Source organism: Pelatocladus sp., from assembly GCF_059505505.1.
Map to the genome: position 1 here is coordinate 1 of NZ_JCACKS010000204.1, position 16,775 is coordinate 16,775.

The 16,775-nt window shown below is 38.4% G+C and carries 18 protein-coding genes; 6 read left to right on the plus strand and 12 right to left on the minus strand.

Annotation, left to right across the window (positions count from 1 at the left end):
- Positions 1-1,034 precede the first annotated feature (1,034 nt).
- On the plus strand, positions 1,035-1,217 hold the full coding sequence (locus AC5JMK_RS16225) for a TLTLP motif-containing protein (protein WP_071780280.1): 183 nt from the start codon (positions 1,035-1,037) through the stop codon (positions 1,215-1,217).
- 162 nt (positions 1,218-1,379) lie between these two features.
- Here AC5JMK_RS16225 and AC5JMK_RS16230 read toward each other — a convergent pair whose 3' ends face one another.
- The 3 genes from AC5JMK_RS16230 to AC5JMK_RS16240 all read right to left on the minus strand — a co-directional run bounded on the left by AC5JMK_RS16230 (position 1,380) and on the right by AC5JMK_RS16240 (position 3,107).
- Positions 1,380-2,294 carry an alpha/beta fold hydrolase gene (locus tag AC5JMK_RS16230; RefSeq protein WP_096676421.1) on the minus strand — a complete coding sequence of 305 codons (915 nt, stop codon included), beginning with the start codon at positions 2,292-2,294 and terminating at the stop codon, positions 1,380-1,382.
- An 86-nt stretch (positions 2,295-2,380) separates the two neighbouring features.
- Positions 2,381-2,809: a SufE family protein gene (locus AC5JMK_RS16235; protein WP_096676422.1), complete on the minus strand. Its 429-nt coding sequence runs from the start codon at positions 2,807-2,809 to the stop codon at positions 2,381-2,383.
- Between the two features lie 73 nt (positions 2,810-2,882).
- Positions 2,883-3,107 carry a hypothetical protein gene (locus AC5JMK_RS16240; protein ID WP_495910565.1) on the minus strand — a complete coding sequence of 75 codons (225 nt, stop codon included), beginning with the start codon at positions 3,105-3,107 and terminating at the stop codon, positions 2,883-2,885.
- 410 nt (positions 3,108-3,517) lie between these two features.
- On the opposite strand from AC5JMK_RS16240, the gene AC5JMK_RS16245 reads away from it, so the two are divergent.
- The gene (locus tag AC5JMK_RS16245) at positions 3,518-4,060 is read left to right on the plus strand and encodes a CAP domain-containing protein (RefSeq protein WP_096676423.1); all 543 of its coding nucleotides are present in this window, start codon (positions 3,518-3,520) and stop codon (positions 4,058-4,060) included.
- A 103-nt stretch (positions 4,061-4,163) separates the two neighbouring features.
- Entirely contained in the window at positions 4,164-4,793 is a 630-nt protein-coding gene (locus tag AC5JMK_RS16250) for a ribonuclease H-like domain-containing protein (RefSeq protein ID WP_096676424.1), read from the plus strand.
- Between the two features lie 70 nt (positions 4,794-4,863).
- Here the strand turns inward: AC5JMK_RS16250 and AC5JMK_RS16255 are convergent, their stop codons facing one another.
- On the minus strand, positions 4,864-5,319 hold the full coding sequence (locus AC5JMK_RS16255; RefSeq protein ID WP_096676425.1) for a rhodanese-like domain-containing protein: 456 nt from the start codon (positions 5,317-5,319) through the stop codon (positions 4,864-4,866).
- A 339-nt stretch (positions 5,320-5,658) separates the two neighbouring features.
- Here AC5JMK_RS16255 and AC5JMK_RS16260 point away from each other — a divergent pair, with 339 nt between their 5' ends.
- A complete protein-coding gene (locus tag AC5JMK_RS16260; RefSeq protein WP_096676426.1) occupies positions 5,659-7,287 on the plus strand; it encodes a TAXI family TRAP transporter solute-binding subunit in 1,629 nt (542 codons plus the stop codon).
- A gap of 273 nt (positions 7,288-7,560) precedes the next feature.
- Here AC5JMK_RS16260 and AC5JMK_RS16265 read toward each other — a convergent pair whose 3' ends face one another.
- A complete protein-coding gene (locus tag AC5JMK_RS16265) occupies positions 7,561-8,073 on the minus strand; it encodes a hypothetical protein (protein ID WP_096676427.1) in 513 nt (170 codons plus the stop codon).
- A 76-nt stretch (positions 8,074-8,149) separates the two neighbouring features.
- Positions 8,150-9,238 carry a 4-hydroxythreonine-4-phosphate dehydrogenase PdxA gene (gene pdxA, locus AC5JMK_RS16270; protein ID WP_096676428.1) on the minus strand — a complete coding sequence of 363 codons (1,089 nt, stop codon included), beginning with the start codon at positions 9,236-9,238 and terminating at the stop codon, positions 8,150-8,152.
- Positions 9,239-9,390: 152 nt separating this feature from the next.
- On the opposite strand from pdxA, the gene AC5JMK_RS16275 reads away from it, so the two are divergent.
- Entirely contained in the window at positions 9,391-10,467 is a 1,077-nt protein-coding gene (locus tag AC5JMK_RS16275) for an LOG family protein (protein ID WP_096676429.1), read from the plus strand.
- Positions 10,468-10,639: 172 nt separating this feature from the next.
- Here the strand turns inward: AC5JMK_RS16275 and AC5JMK_RS16280 are convergent, their stop codons facing one another.
- From AC5JMK_RS16280 to AC5JMK_RS16295, 4 genes are all read right to left on the minus strand, one after another.
- Complete coding sequence (locus tag AC5JMK_RS16280; RefSeq protein ID WP_096676430.1) at positions 10,640-11,125, minus strand: helix-turn-helix domain-containing protein; 486 nt, start codon at positions 11,123-11,125, stop codon at positions 10,640-10,642.
- 206 nt (positions 11,126-11,331) lie between these two features.
- A complete protein-coding gene (locus AC5JMK_RS16285) occupies positions 11,332-12,813 on the minus strand; it encodes a leucyl aminopeptidase (RefSeq protein WP_096676431.1) in 1,482 nt (493 codons plus the stop codon).
- 83 nt (positions 12,814-12,896) lie between these two features.
- Entirely contained in the window at positions 12,897-13,469 is a 573-nt protein-coding gene (locus AC5JMK_RS16290; protein WP_495910566.1) for a shikimate kinase, read from the minus strand.
- Positions 13,470-13,540: 71 nt separating this feature from the next.
- Positions 13,541-13,900 carry a YkgJ family cysteine cluster protein gene (locus AC5JMK_RS16295; protein WP_495910567.1) on the minus strand — a complete coding sequence of 120 codons (360 nt, stop codon included), beginning with the start codon at positions 13,898-13,900 and terminating at the stop codon, positions 13,541-13,543.
- Between the two features lie 674 nt (positions 13,901-14,574).
- On the opposite strand from AC5JMK_RS16295, the gene psb30 reads away from it, so the two are divergent.
- The gene (gene psb30, locus AC5JMK_RS16300; RefSeq protein WP_016859765.1) at positions 14,575-14,697 is read left to right on the plus strand and encodes a photosystem II reaction center protein Ycf12/Psb30; all 123 of its coding nucleotides are present in this window, start codon (positions 14,575-14,577) and stop codon (positions 14,695-14,697) included.
- Positions 14,698-14,948: 251 nt separating this feature from the next.
- Here the strand turns inward: psb30 and AC5JMK_RS16305 are convergent, their stop codons facing one another.
- Positions 14,949-16,037, minus strand: coding sequence for a tetratricopeptide repeat protein (locus AC5JMK_RS16305; protein WP_096676434.1), 1,089 nt, complete (start codon positions 16,035-16,037; stop codon positions 14,949-14,951).
- 88 nt (positions 16,038-16,125) lie between these two features.
- Entirely contained in the window at positions 16,126-16,764 is a 639-nt protein-coding gene (locus tag AC5JMK_RS16310; protein WP_096676435.1) for an RNA polymerase subunit sigma-70, read from the minus strand.
- Positions 16,765-16,775: the final 11 nt, after the last annotated feature.

Genomic DNA, 16,775 nt, shown 5'->3' on the forward strand with positions numbered 1-16,775 from the left:
CAAGGTAATGTCTCTGTTTTCCTTTCCTCAAATACTACTAGCTAGGCAGTTACATCCAGTTTTGTTTATGGATTTATTCGTGAAGATAGGGAATGAGGAACTCTTACAGACAACAGAATATATACTGAGTTTTTTTAAGCGCAGAGTGTAGGCTACGCCAACAAAAATCAAATAGGAATCCTAATATTAGGATTCATCGCATTAATTTTGATGAGTCGTGGGTGTTCAGATACCCGACAACCTTTACGAAGTCGGGGATCTATAACCCTTCATAATTAATGCGATAGACCACTAGTTTCTAAGAATTATGCTAATTTTTGCTTTAGAATTATACTGCGGAGTAAAGACTATATTAATTACTTAAGTATGAAATAATTTTTATCTACCTATTTATAGATTGACAAAATCGAAAAGAATAGTATTTTTTCTATTTTTCGATTAGCTTAATTTTTTTTGAGTATAATCACTGATGGAAATTACAAAATATCAAACAAATATTTTTATATTATCAATGTATATTTAGGGATTAAAGGCTTTTCTTATTTAGATACTCTCAACGTCATTTTTTCAGTACTATTACTTACTAATCTCAAGAAGATAAAAATAAATATATAGGCATAATTTAATTTAGTATATTTTTGAGTCAATTTACAAAAATAAAAAACCTCTAAACTCAGTTTTTAAGCCTTTTTGACTCCCATATATCAAAACTACTGTATATAAGATTACAAAAAATAATGAAAATAAAATTGATGATTGTATTCTTTAATGCTCTAAATTTAGATAATAAACAATACAGATATTGTAGAGGTTAACAAAAAGTTAAGCAGTAATAACTACATGATTATAAAATTTTTGTCAGAAAAATTTAGTATCAAGTGTTGCAGATACAAAAAATTTGGAAGTAGCTTGATTAAGAGAGATACAATGCTTGACAATAAAAAAAATTACAGTTAAAAAGTAGCTAAAATAGTAATTAGACTCTGACATAACAGAGTCTAAATACAAAATTAAAGTGATCAAACATACTTTTTATGAATTCAAACAGCCAGTCTGCCAATTCAACCGACGCATCTTCCCATCGTTTGGCAGACATCATCGGAACTGTGATCGGTTTGCTAACTTTGACATTACCTCTGTTAGTTATTGCTAATTACTCTTCCGTAAATATTCCAAATACCCAGCCATCCATCATCTATAACCTCAAGCAGAAGTGAAAAAATTAAAAATGAATTAAAAAAAAGTGTTTTTTAACAACTACGATGTCTTGCTCTAAAATATAGCGATCGCATGTGATTTGTGGAAGTTGAACACATAACAAAAATCCCCGGTCTTTTAGAGAAGTCGGGGATCTTGTTTTTTATCTATATTTATGAATGTCAAGATACGATAGTCCTCAAAAAGGGCAAAATAATTTTTGTCACTGCTTCTGGATATTCTTCATGCATTCCTAAAGAACCAGGAAGTGTTGTTGTTTGGACTCCGCTTATTTCTGCCAAAGCATCCATGTCAGCACGGGATTTACTGGGAGAAGATTCTCCAATAACCACCAGTAAAGGTACAGATAAATCTTGAACCAACGCCAAAAAATCAGCCTGATTGTGTACAGCGTCGAGATTTCCCGTCACAAAAGCAGCAGGTGCAAATCTAGCTCCTGGTTGTTGGGTATTTTGCCACTTATGCTCAATGAAGCTAGGGGTAAGTTTGGCCGCATCTACATAGACATGGCGACGGTACATAAAACTTAAAAAAGATGGTACGGTGTTGAGCTTGTAGAGTACTTGTCCCACAATAGGCGATCGCACTATTTCCCTAAATACCCTTGCTAGTTGTCGATCTACACCCATTGTTGGTAGGGGACCACGCCAAGTAGGTGCGACTAAAACCAATCGTGAAAATACTGAGGAATTCTTACGAGCTAATTGCAGAACATAAGCTGCACTATGACCAGCAGCAACCACTGCTACAGGAATATTAAATACCGAGGTAACAAAATATTCGAGAAAATGCTCATAAATTGCAGGTTCGTAATTTACAGGTAAACGAGAAGAATCTCCGAATCCAGGCCAATCTACAGCGACAACTTGAAAATAGGGAGCAAGTAACTTAGCTATCCCACTCATTTCTTCTCGTGTAGACACAGTACTAAAAGCAGGAAGTAGCAATAGCGGCGATCCATTACCAATAGTTTCATAAACAATCTGCGATTGCTGATTCTCCCAGTTCCAGGTGAGTTCTTTGACTACTCCACCGATACCAAAATTAGTAGGAGATGATAATAAATTATTTGACATGAGACAAATTTTTATGATGATTGATTCTTAATAACTTTTATTATTAATTAAACTGTAAACACAAAATTTATATTTTCCCTTTTCTCCTAATTTTGACATTCCAAAGCTTTCTTTTGCATAGTCTTGAAGATATTATAAAAACCATTAGCACGAGAAGGTGTCAGGCTAACATTTAAGCCAGTTTCTTGAATAAAATCTGGAGTAAGTTGAACAATTTCAGCAGGGGTAAGTTCATTCAAACCTTCAATTAAAAGACCGACTAATCCTTTAGTTAATTGAGAATCTGAATCGCCTTGAAATATGACTTTATCGTCTGCCAAAGCAGCCGTAATATAAACTTGGGAAACACATCCAGGTACTTTATTTTCTGAGATTTTATCAGCTTCTGGAAATTCCTTCAGCTTCTGACCATACCAAATGAGCTGCTCATAGCGTCGTTTCGGGTCAGTAGCACGTTGAAAGCGCTGGACAATTTTGGCAAGGTTTGGTGGCAGCGAGTTTAGGATAGAGGACATAACACAGTTCAGCAAGCGAGCATACACCTTGAGTTTAGATGATTTTGCAGGTGATTGTGCAGTCAGGGTAAGCTCATCTAATTTGGGATAATGCGAACTTGACAAATAAAAGATTTTCTGGATTAACTGGAATGCGATTAGCTGTTACAGCATCAGCTAAAGTTGTTTGGGGCGCGATCGCTTGCTCTATATTGGCTGATAGATCACAACCAGTAACACTGGCTACCATACCAATACTTCCTGCGCCTGCTAGCTTCAAGAAATAACGACGTCTAACAAATCCATTAATTTGACTCATCAATTTAGCTCAATAATGGAATCCAGCTATTTAAAGCTTTATTCGCTCAGGAAAATAACAATTTTTCCAGCTTTCAAGAGTAGGAATTGAGACCATTTAATAGTTATTTAATTTTTATTAAAAAAGATGTAAAGGTATAAATGTGTGATGATGTAGAAAAAACAGTAAAATTAATTAAGTGCAAATACAGAGGATAAAATTAGGTATTTATTTAACTTCTTGAACTTTTCATTTTTTATTTGAAATTACTTCACATTTAGAGGATTGTAATTAACTGTAATTAACGCCAAAATCGGGATAGACAAACATTTGGAAAGTTCTTGAATCCTGAAAAATATACAAGTATCTCAAGAAACAAAAATCCAGGGTGCGTGTCTCATCAATCAAGTAAACTACTTAAGTAATCGTTCATGATCCGACAATCTGCTTTTGGCACTGCTTTAAGTATGCTTGTCCTTGCTGGTGGCTTAACAACCACTTCACTAGGTCACACTTCAACAAAAAAATTATTCGCCAATCAGACGTTACTGACTTCACCACCTCAGATTACGTCTGCTGTTACTTTCAAAACAACTGATTTGGAAAAATTAGTTTTTGAGCGAATTAATCGATATCGTGCTTCTCTGGGTCTAAAAAAACTAACTCTAAATGCTAATATCTCTAAACAAGCAAAAATTCATAGTCAAAATATGGCTAGAGGTAAAGTCCCCTTTAGTCATCAAGGATTTGAAAGACGAGTTAATGCTGTTCCTATTCGCTACATCAGCGCCGCCGAAAATGTTGCTTACAATCTAGGATATAGTGACCCAGCAGCAGAAGCTGTCACTGGCTGGATCAAAAGTCCTGAACATCTAGTCAACATTAAAGGCAATTACAATCTAACCGGAATTGGTGTAGCGACCAATAGTAAGGGTGAAGTTTATTTGACACAAATTTTCATTGGTAATCGGTAATTGGTAATTTTTATTAGCCATTAACCACTAACCAACAACTACAATAATGTAGTGTCTAGTGAGATTATTTTCTAGTAGACACTGCTTTTTTTGTGACGATTACATGGAATTACAAGATTTTCAAGTTTGCGATCGCGACCTTAGAGATGCTTCTCTATCCCAGTATTTACAAGCTGATGCGATCGCAGTTGATACAGAAACAATGGGATTAATACCGCAGCGCGATCGCTTGTGCTTGGTACAACTATGTAATAGCCAAGGCCAAGTAACAGCCATTCGTGTTGCTAAAGGACAAACTGAAGCGCCTAACTTAAAAAAATTGCTAGAAGCGGCGAATATTGTTAAAGTCTTTCACTTTGCCCGTTTCGATGTTGCTACCTTACGTTACCATCTCGGCATTCACGTCAATCCAGTTTTCTGTACCAAAATAGCTAGTAAATTAGTTCGCACCTACACCCCACGTCATGGACTGAAAGATGTGGTGCAAGAATTAGAACAAGTAGAACTAGATAAAAGTTCCCAAAGTTCTGATTGGGGAAACGCTGATCGACTCACCGAAGCTCAACTTAGTTACGCTGCTAACGATGTCCGTTACTTACTCAAAGTTCAACAGAAATTAATCGCAATGCTTAAACGAGAAGAACGTTTGCAAATCGCTCAAGAATGCTTTCAGTTTTTACCGACTATAGTTTCCCTAGATTTGTTGCAATTCAAAGATATTTTTGAACATTGACTTCTGGTTATTAGTCATTGGTCATTGTTTATGACTTAATGACTAATGACTAATGACTAATGACTAAAATTTATACTTCTTTTTCCGCATGTTCTGTGTGTTCTTTCATGCGATCCACAACATTGTATGCACCAGCACTAGGAGCAACTTGTGCTTCTACAACACCTTCGGTTGCACCACCAATTGCTTTCCATGCAGGTAAACCGCCTTTAAGTTCACAAACATGTTCAAAGCCAGCGCTTCTCAACGACTGTGCGGCTTGGGCTGTTTCTTCGTCATTAGCACCATAAACATAGATATCACGGCTTTTAGCGATGGTTGCCGTTGCACGATCTACCAATTCATTTAATGGCATTGGCATCGCACCTGTGATATGACCTTGGTTGTGAGTTTGGCGATCGCGCACATCTAGAATTGTTAGCGCAGGTTCTCCCCACTCTAAACGAGATTTCAATACATGCACATCAGACTGTCCATTGATTGGGGGTTGTGAAGGAATAATATTTTCTACAAGTTTGTTATCCATAATTTTTCCTCATTTATTAGACTAAGCAAATTCACAAAGCCTGAGAACGTCAAGACATGAACAAACAAGCGTCCTCCGGCTTTGAATCTCCTACAGATGAGTGCAGAATTTGAATCACTGACCAAAATGTACCTAAAAAAGCTACTAAAACTTCTCTTTCTTGAGAATGAAGCTGATGAATTTCTTCCTATCTATCTGGAGGTATATTGCTTGATTTCAAAATTCATTTTGTCAGTTTGTAGATAATTTTTAACACTTAACCAAAAATTAATCTTCGTCAAATATAATACATCAAAATATCTTATTCTTAAATGCCTGACTGAATAAAATTTTACATGTATGTCTACATCTAAAAATCCTCGAACTTTAGGGTTTATCAATGTTTTTGAAAACCTTGATCCTCAATCAAAATTAGTATTTATTAGCCTTGGTTTTGCCAGTGTTGGTTTAGTTTTATTTATTATCTGGAATCTAATTCTCCGCCTCACTTCACCGCAACTTATCCTGGCTGCGGGAGATCCAGAAGGAGAAAGTTATATTATTAGCGAAGCTATTCAAAAGGTTGTACAAAAGAAATCCAACATTAACATTAAAGTAGTTGCAACAGGCGGTACGACACAAAATTTAGAAATGTTACAGACAGGAAAAGCTGAATTAGTGACGGCTCAAGCAGATGTTATTGGCCAAGAAATGGATCTAATTGAAAGTCGTCAATCTCACTCAGCAATTTCTCAGATTCAAGCTTCTCCACGGGCTGTAGCAGTGTTGTATCAAGATTTATTTCAGTTAGTTGTCAGAGATCCAAATATTCAGGAATTTGAACAACTACGGGGTAAAACCATTGCTTTACCAGCTAAAGGTGGACAATATAAATCTTTTTTGAAAATCGCAGAACATTATGGTTTGGTAAAACAAGATAAAGCAGATGTGATTATTTTAGGTTTACAGAGTAATTATTACGATGATAGGCAAGCAGAAGAAGACTTTAAATCAAAAAGAGCAGATGTGCTGTTTCGTGTCCGCGCTTTAGGTAATCTTGGTATTGCCAAGCTTGTTCAAGACCAAGATGGGCGCTTGCTACCAATTGCTCAAGCACAAGCAATGAAAATCAAGTATCCTGCCTTTGAAAATGCGAAAATTCCCCAAGGAGCATACAGGGGTAATCCGCCGATGCCATTGGCTGAATTAGATACAGTAGCTATAGATCGGCTATTGGTGGCTAGCCAAAAAATCGATGACAACGTAATTAGAGAAATTACACGAATTATATTTGAAAATCGTCAAGAAATAGCAGATGCGATCGCTGAAAATCATGCCGAAGTCAAACCTTTAGTTGCTAGCATTAAACGTCCTAGAGATAATGATGGTACAGGTATTCCAATTCATCCAGGTGCGATCGCTTTTTACGAACGAGATAAACCATCTTTTGTTCAAGAAAATGCAGATTTTTTAGCTTTAATTTTAACAATATTCTTACTAGTAGCTTCCTGGTTCCAACAACTTAAATTATGGGTAGAGCGTAGTAAAAAAGATAAAGCCGATGATTATATTAATACGGCTATCAAACTGATGGATAAAGGTATAGGTAAGCTGGAAGATAGACAAAAACAACTTGATCATACTTTTAAAAATGCTGCCGAGGCTTTAATCGCCGAAAGAATTTCTCAAGAGTCATTTCGTACTTTTAATGAAGCTTATAAAACTACAAGAGAAGCAATAGACAGAGAAAAAGAAATTTATTATCAAGAAATTGAGCAAAAACAAAGAGAAATTTCTGCGGAGTATATTAAGGCAGTTGTCGCATTATTACAAGATAAAACCATCAGGAAAGATTTACTACAAACAAAATTAGATCAAATTCTTGAACAAGTAGCAAGTGACTTAATTGCTGAACAGATTTCTCAAGAATCCTATCGAACTTTTGTAGAAGCGTATAAAATTACCAGAGATGCCATTGAACTGAAATAATATAATCTAAAATTTTCACTACTTACTAAATATTCAAACTCTGGAAAAAATAATATTAGAATTACTAAAGATTGGTTTACCTTCACTTGAAATTGAAAAAAATCGAGAAATTTATATGAAGCAGAATTTTGGACAGCTGATCGACGGCTTGCTGAAGCTGCTAAAAACTCAGGCGCTTTATGGGTACATTTTCTTAACGAAGCAACCTTATAAAAAATTAAGAAAAAGGTGGCTTTTCAACCACCTTAACAAAAAAAATCAATTCAAAAATTTTTAAGCCAACACAAAATCAACATCACTTGTTCCACCAGTTTCAGATTTTCCAGAACGCAATTGTTGATTATTCACTTCCACAGCAAAAGGTGTGCTATCTAAATTAAGATTGTAGTCAGTTTTCTGATTGGTATACCCAACACTAGCGATCATCTTCCGACCTTGATCTGTGTAGATAAAAGCCAACATTTGATTTTTTTGTTGCTTATTGTCGTATGCCCAAATGACCATATATTGATTGTCTTCATAATCAAATATTTTGGGTGGACGATTTGGGACATAACGCCCTGCTTCACCAAAACTTTTATCTAGAAAATCTTGTACAGAGTTTGTTTCTACAGTTGCATAAGCAACTTCTTGGGGAGATGTAGCTACAGCGTCGCCTTGACTTTCATCAACAACTTCTTCCTTCCCACGATTACGGAAATAATCTACTGCGGCTTTAGTTCCAATAGCACCAACAGCAGCAATTCCAGTCCCGATGAGTATGTTGCGAAGTTTGTTATTATTCATCGTTGATTGTGATTGTTAAAAACACCACAAATAATAGTCAAGGGTCAAGGGTCAAGAGTCAAGAGTTTGTTGGTAATTATTCGCCTTGTCCTCTCACTCTTGCTAATTCACCTGCTAAGTTGATCGCTGCTTTCATACTGGTTGCATCAGCAATTCCTTTACCTGCAATATCAAACGCTGTACCGTGATCTGGTGAGGTACGAATAAAAGGTAGACCAATAGATGTATTGACGGCGCGGTCAAATGCCATTAATTTAACCGGAATTAGACCTTGATCGTGGTAAAGTGCCAGGTAAGCGTCTGCGGCTTTGGTTGAGTCAACGCCACCGTACCACGCTTTACCTGGCTCAACCCACATTGTATCGGGCGGGATTGGGCCATATAGTTGCCATTGGGGACGTTTTTGACGTTCTTGTTCTAACCAGGGAATAATTTTATCTAGTTCTTCATGTCCGAGTTGTCCCTGTTCACCACTGTGGGGATTTAAACCCGCGATCGCAATTCTGCCACTATCAAGACCAAAATCTTTCTCTAAACACTCCACCAGCAAATCGAGTTTTTTTGTCAGCAACTCTGGTGTTAATGCTTCAGGTACTTGACATAAAGGTATATGTGTAGTGGCTAATAAACACCGTAATGTCCAATTAGTGTGGGGCGATCGCGCTACGAACAACATGCCAAATTTATCTGTACCTGACTTTTCGGCTAAAAGTTCTGTTTGCCCTGGATAATCATATCCTGCTGCTTTCCAAGCAGATTTGGCAATCGGAGCAGTCACTATCGCATCAAATTCACCTTTTTGAGTGCGAGCGATCGCATGTTCCATATAGGCAAAACTAGCTGCACCACTGGCTGCATTACCTGTCCCCATCACAATTTCGCGTTTAACTTGTGCTTCTAATGCTACATCCAGAATAGATAGATTTTCTGGATTAGCTAGAGGTACTAAATTACCACTGACAAGAAGCTTAGTATAATTTCTCAATAGTAAATCTTGGCTACCCACAACCGTCACATCAAAAATTTTGCTCAGTTCTGGATCTGCCAAAGCTTTTAATATCACTTCTGGGCCGATTCCGGCTGGATCTCCTAAAGTGATCGCTAGACGTGGGCGATGCTGTAATGGTGATATGAGGTTGTTTTGATTCGATTGGGACTGAGACATATTGTATTACCATGTCTGACGGCAATTAAAATTGCCTTTAGTGCAAATCCCAGCTTTGAAAAGACTGGGTTTTGCACCTATTGTATACACTGATAAATTCCACATTAGAGCAAATTTAGGTACAATATAGTGCCGCATTGGCTACAGTTCTCATGACCTCATCTGCGTCGTTTAACATACTAGAGTTAGAGTCTCTCCAAACCGATATCGCCGAATTATTTGAGCGCTTACCAAAGTTGAAGAATCGACGGTATATTCAGCAGGCGCTAGCTACCATAGTGCGTCTGGCTGAGAGTGAAGTCGATCGCCTGGATTGGAAAATTATGTCGGCTGCTTTAATAGACATGGAGCGTGGTTTTGAACTCTTTCATGATTACCGACATGTCCGAAAAGTGACCATATTTGGCTCGGCTCGCCTGTCACCAGAAAGCCCAGAATATCACATGGCTGTTGACTTTGCTCGCTATGTTACTCAACTAGGATTCATGGTCATGACCGGTGGTGGTGGTGGGATTATGCAAGCCGGTCATGAAGGTGCTGGACGAGAAAATTCTTTTGGTCTAAATATTCAACTACCCTTTGAACAGCAAGCAAACCCAATTATTGAGGGTGATCCGAAGCTGATTCATTTTAAATATTTCTTTACTCGCAAGTTATTTCTTTTAAAAGAAAGTGATGCTGTTGCTTTATTTCCTGGTGGGTTTGGCACTCAAGATGAAGCTTTTGAGTGTATGACTCTAAGTCAAACGGGTAAGTTTGGCCCAGTACCCGTAGTCTTAATTGACCGTCCTGGTGGAGACTACTGGCGCTCTTGGAGTGAATATATTGATAAACAATTGGTGCAAAATGGCTTGGTAAGTCCTGAAGATCCAAGTCTATATACAGTAACAGATGATTTGGTGGTGGCTTGTAATGCGATTACCCGTTTTTACCAGGTTTATCATTCTAGTCGCTATGTAGGCGATCGCTTGGTAATTCGCCTCAGAACAGACTTATCAGATGCGGAGGTAGAGCAATTAAATGCTAATTTTAGCGACATTCTGGTGACAGGACGAATTGAAAAAAGCCAAGCTTTACCTCAAGAAGGACAAGATGAAACATTGGAACTACCCCGCTTAGTTCTTTACTTCAATCAAAGAGATTTGGGGCGTCTTTATCAAATGATTGCTGTTATTAATAGTATGGGTGCGCCTTCATTAGAAGATAGAGCGCACCCAGAATTGAAATGACCAGATGGACTTCGCAGCAGTTATTAGGAGAAAAGATTAAGGGGACTTTTCCCCTTAACCTGAAATAGTGCAAAAACGACTTTTCCAAAAAGCCTACTTAACAAGAATACACGGTAGCGAATATTTTTGTCAATACATCATTTACGAGTACAGGTGCAATGGTGGGAGGATGTCAATCTCCTGTTTTATATTTAAATCCAGCTTTTTCAGCTATCATGCTTAAAAGTTTTGATGTGGCACGAGTTGGTTCATATACACTTGTTTCCCACTCGCTGACGGTTTGTTGGCGAACACCTAACTCTTCGGCAAATTCTTTTTGGGAAAGTCCCATTTTAAGGCGTAGTGCTTTGATGGTTTCGTTGTTCCAGTTGATAGTATTGGTTGCAGTTTGCACTTTGTAGCTATCAGTTGGTTTGCGGCGAAAAGTGACGGTTTGTGTTTCTAGGTTAGGTTCTACTACATACCCCGCCTTCATCCACGCTGAAGCTTGGGGTGAACCTGTGCTGCGATTTCCCCACCATCGGCGTTCTTTTCTAGCTGAGTTGGGTAGAGTGTGATTAATTAATTTTTCAATTTCTGTAAAAGAAATAGTGATTTCAGGGCAATCACTTCTTTGGAGATATTCTAAAAGTGGCTGATATTTACTTCCTCCTTTCACGCTTACTCCATCTCCCAATAGATATTACTATGTACAATTTCTTAAAACTATCAAAAATATAGGAATCCGGTTTGATTTATGAACTTACATACGGTTCGGTTCAGGATTTTGTCATGTAGAGACCGTAATTTTACGGCCTTTACACAAGGTTTTGGTCTTATCCGAACTCTTGCAAATAAAAAATTAATTTGCTTATTTCTAAGAATTTACGAGTGATTCAGCACCCAATTTACAAGCGTGCGAACACCGAAGCCAGTTGCACCAGACCCGTTATAACCGTTTTCTTTGTCAGCCCAAACAGTTCCAGCTATATCCAGATGCGCCCAAGCTACAGTATCTTTGACGAATTGTTTTAAAAATAAGGCAGCAGTAATAGAACCAGCCGGACGAGGACCTGTGTTTTTCATGTCCGCAATACCAGATTTTAGTCCTTCAAAATATTTTTCTTCCATTGGAAGCCGCCAAATTTTCTCGCCTGCGCCCTGAGCGGCTGTTTCCAACTCTTGGGCTAAAGTATCATCAGGTGTAAACAAACCAGCAATCTCATCACCAAGGGCAATTACACAAGCACCAGTGAGGGTCGCTAAATCAACGATCGCATCAACTCCAAGTTGATCAGCAAATACCAAAGCATCAGCTAAAGTTAACCGTCCTTCAGCATCGGTGTTATTTACTTCAATTGTTTTACCGTTAGATGCTTTGAGAATATCACCAGGGTGCATCGCATGACCACTAATCATGTTCTCAGTGACGGCGGAGATAAAGTGAACCTCCACATCTGGCTTGAGTTGACCAATTGCTTTGGCTGCACCAAAAGTGGCTGCTGCACCGCCCATGTCAATTTTCATGGTTTCGATCCCACTACCTGCGCCTTTGATGTTAAGTCCGCCAGAATCAAAGGTTAAGCCTTTACCAATAATTGCCAATTTGCGTTTGGGTGTAACATTTGGCTTGTAGGTGAGGTGAATAAATTTTGGTGGTAAATCAGAAGCTTTTGCTACTCCCAAAAACGCGCCCATACCCAACTTTTCACAGTCTTCTTGTTCCAGAATTTCTATGTGCATTCCTGTTTCGGAAGCGATCGCCGTTGCGGTTTCTGCCATTGTAATTGGTGTGACTTCGTTCGCAGGAGCCGCTACTAGTTGCCTAGCCAAAATTACTCCAGAACTAATTTGATTCGCACGAGCGATCGCAGCCTCTTGTCCACTCATATTCAGTAATTCTACGGTTTCTATTTGTGGCTCTTTATCCTCTGGCTCTGACTTAAAGCGATTATCTTGATACAGTGCCAACTCCACACCTTCAGCCAAGGCTTGGGCTGTTTGGGCAGGATCGTTATTCCAAACAGGCAAACTAATCCCTAGAGTTTTAATTTTTTGCTTTTTGGCTTGGCGAGCAACCACAGCCGCAGCACGACGCAGAGTATCCAATTTGACTGCATCTAGTTTTCCCAAACCCACCAAGATAATTTTACGAACTGGGCTACCACTAGCTAATCTTGTGACAGCAGTACTACCGATTTTCCCCTTAAATTCTTCTTCTGCAATTAGTTCTTTTATATACCCAGCAAATTTCTGATCTAAAGTCTCCAGTTCGCCAGTTAACTCTGTAGCATCTTCAAATAATCCTACTGCCAAACCATCTCCAGTCCACTCTAAAAGCGAGGTACTACTAAGTATAATTTCCATTTGTTTGTTGTGTGTAAAAGTTCTTGTACCAGTATTGCGTAAAATTTGTGTTTTATGGATTGTTGATAAATCAATTCCATTTTCTAAAATCCAAAATCCAAAATCGATTGACCATTTGCTTGTGTTTGTTTGAGAATGCTAGGAATAGCTTCTATGATTCGTTTGATGATTTGTTCTGAGGTTTCTTCTGCTGTAATGGTAATTCGCAGATCGGCTTGGTTATAGAGTGCTTGTCTTTGTTCGAGGAGCGATCGCAGTTTTCCTTGAGGATCAGTATCTTGCAGTAATGGTCTAGTGGTATCTTCTGCTAAACGTTTATATAGTATTTCCACTGGTACATCTAGCCAGATAATTATGCCGTGATGCAGGTAACTCCAGTTATCTCGTCGCAGTATTATTCCCCCACCTGTAGCAATGACTAGCTTGGTAAAAGCACATACTTGTGCCAATACCTGACTTTCTAACTGACGAAATGCTGCTTCTCCTTCTTCAGCAAAAAGTTGATTGATGGTTTTTCCTGCTGCTTTTTCTAGTAAATTATCAGTATCTACAAAGCCGTATCTTAATTCACGAGCTAACATTCGCCCTAGTGTGGTTTTACCAGCACCCATCATACCTATTAAGTACAAGTTGATTCCTTGTAATCGCTCATTCACCTGTCGCTGCACTCCAGTTCTAGCAATTTTGGATTTTAGATTTTAGTAGATTTTAGACAAATCACCTATTCTTACTTTGCGATGTATCCGACGGTTTGATTGAAGCGCAGCATTTCGAGACTGCGATCGCCATAAACACCTTCTATTTGTTGTTGGCAACACTCAATGGCAAAATCGTTTAAATCTTCTGAGTTAATGCTATACATATCTTCAAATACGTCTGGTTCTACTCGACAAAAACGTGGGCGATCAGAGTAAATGCGGCATTCACGACTATCATGGTCGTAGTTAATACACCATCCATCTTCACCTACCATACTTAAATAAAGTTCTAGTTCGTCTGGATTTAAATATTCGTGTAAGTCTGGACGGTATTTAGGATCGAGATGACAGCAGGCTCCACATTGTTTTATACATTGCCAGATTGTCATTTTTTTTACCTTTTTCAATTATCAGTTAGACGCGATTAATCGCGTTTGTACAGTTATCAGTTAGCTAGAGACGCGATTATACTCTTACGAGCGTCTACGCGTCCGTTATCAGTTATCAGGTTCTGAAGCTTGCTGGAAGGTGCTGATGACACTTATTTTACTGTGGCTGTTACTGTTTACTAATTTCAGGATTCAGCCATATACATCTTGCTACCTTAGTTTTTTATGTGGTTTCTTATAATTTTGTTAAGTAAATTAAATTTAATAGGCGATCGCCAGATATGATTAATTCCGGGTTTGACCGAAAATAATGGGATACAAGCCCCGTCCTTGAAGTACCGGCTTTGATGTTAAAATACACTTGGATTAACGATCCCCCTCTAGGCTCAAGACGCGTTGAAACAGCTACGGTCAACGACCCAAAGGAAAAACTCAAAATTTAATAACTTGTAGTCGATTAGTCGCGGAAGGGCATTCCGAGACTTAAAACGGGTGTAGAGAGAGTGTAAGACCTGATTTCAGGCTTTTCTCAATGAAACGTCAACCCCATTCGGCGACCAGTTCCCCTACAAAGTGCGTAGGTTACTGGCGTGGCGAAGAATCACTGCACTTATAGGGCAGTGAGGATGTCAAAATAGAGTAATACATTCTTTTTAGTTTTTTGGGAGCAACTAATGTTTGAGGCTATAGCCAATATCAATTGGGAAGTAATTTTTCAGCTATTATTCGTAGCACTGATCATGCTAGCTGGGCCAGCAGTAATTTTTGTACTAGCTTTTCGCGGTGGCGACCTCTAATAGACCTCTTGCAAAAATAATTCATGGTATGATAGAAAGTTTTTAAAATTTGCGTTCCATTTCAATCAGAAATACCAATAAAGTAATAAAAGTTCTCTGTATAGATTTTGATGTGCATTTTGAAGAAAACTTTTAATCATACCACAAAATAATTTTGCAAGAGGTCTAATATAAAATTCAATTAATTTTAATTTCCTTTGCTCTAGCCCGCATTTAGCGGGCTTTGCTTTTTCTTTATTGGTGGTTATTTGTCATTTCTTTGTTCTGTTTGTTTGAGATAATAAGTTAGCTTTTCGCATCATTTGAGTGAGTCGGTCAATTAATCGTACTTCTTGCTTACTGTCTTCTAGCATTTTTGCTATGGTAATAGCCCTTTCATAAAAATTACGGGCGGTTGGGAAATTACCTATTTGCTCGTATAACTTAGCATAAGACTCAAAAGATTTTAATTCTTCTTGTCGATTTTGTAATTCTTGAGCTAGTGTTAATCGTTGCTGTAACAAATCAAAGGCACGTTCATAGCGTCCCACAGAACTGTGAGCAATTACTAAACCATCAATTGCTCGTAATTCGTTTACGCGATCGCCACTGTATTTTGCAATCCGCAATGCTGATCCGTAAATCCCAATTGTACCTTGATAATCTCCTGCTGCTAGGTAGGTCTCACCTAAATTATTCAGAGTATTAGCCTCACCAATGGAATCACGAACCTGACGTCGGAAACTTAGAGCATTCTCATAAAGTTTGATGGCTTTATTGTAATTTCCTAACCTCGCATTTGCTAGCCCCAAATTACTCAAAGATAATCCTTGACCTTCAAGATTTTTTACATGGCGAGCAATTTCCAGAGCTTCTGTAAGAGTTTGCAAACTAGCAGTGGGTTCGCCTTGTTGCAACAATAGTGTACCTATATTATTCAAGGCGAAGATTTGACTTTGAAAGTCATGGGTATCACGAGCGATCGCTAGGCGTCGGCGTATAGCGTCTTCTGCTTCTTTGTAACGACCCAACTGGACATAACCTCTACCAAGGTAATCGTAAATTAAACCCTGGGCATTGAGATCACCAATCGAATGATAAATTGAGAGTGCTTGTAACCAAGACTCGATTGCTTTGTCAGATCTCCCAGAAGCTTGTTGCTGCTGACCAATTCGCAGTAAAGTATCTGCTTGGTCAGTTGATTGTTGGACTACAGATTTATCTGTCTGACCATGGAGTTGTTCAGTAATATCCACAGCATTAGTCACTATGGGATGAGATATAAAACTAGCAACTAAAAAGAGCAAAGGGAAAGGGAGACAAGAAAAATAAGAAAAAGGTATCAAATACCATTCTTTCATAAAATTTGACCGTAAAATTGCGGCTTCAAGAATAATTTAATTACTTTTGATTATTTGTTACTAATAAATACACATATTTTAGTGGTTTCTACGCAATAGCTGGTGGCAGTAAATTTTCACCCAAGTAGATAGCACGAATATCTGTTGGTAACTTATCCTCTAGCATACGATAACCTTCTTGGAGAAAATTGGCTACTTCGCTAGGAGCGATCGCTTCTCCTTCAGCTTGTAGATAGGCAGCAATTCTTGTTTCGCTCCAATGGAAGGTTTGAGCCATCAGAACCATCAAGCGTAATACTGGTGCCATTTGATCTAATGATTGTTCTAAATAACACCATAACGGTACAGAAGTCGCTTTGAGAGAATAATGAATTGCTTCAGTTGGAGGAAGTTCAATCTCGTTGATGCAGTAAGCAGTCTGATCAATGAGCCAATTTTGTAAGCTCAGACTTTCTCTACCAGGTTGAGTGCTACCGAGATTAAATCCACCCAATTCATAGTAGATATGTCGCCAAGTTAGAGCAAATAAATAATCTGCTTGCACAGGCGATCGCGCCGAATGACGAATCACTGTATAAACTATGGGGCTATAACGGCAAAAAATAGCTGTAAAGTATCTTCCCGACTCTGGATGTTGCTGGAACAACCTGACGAGTTCTGGATCAGTGTGATGGAACAGTGACTTCACTAGGGGATGATTAGCTTCAGGAAAATGAGGTATTTGCACAGTCCGAATCA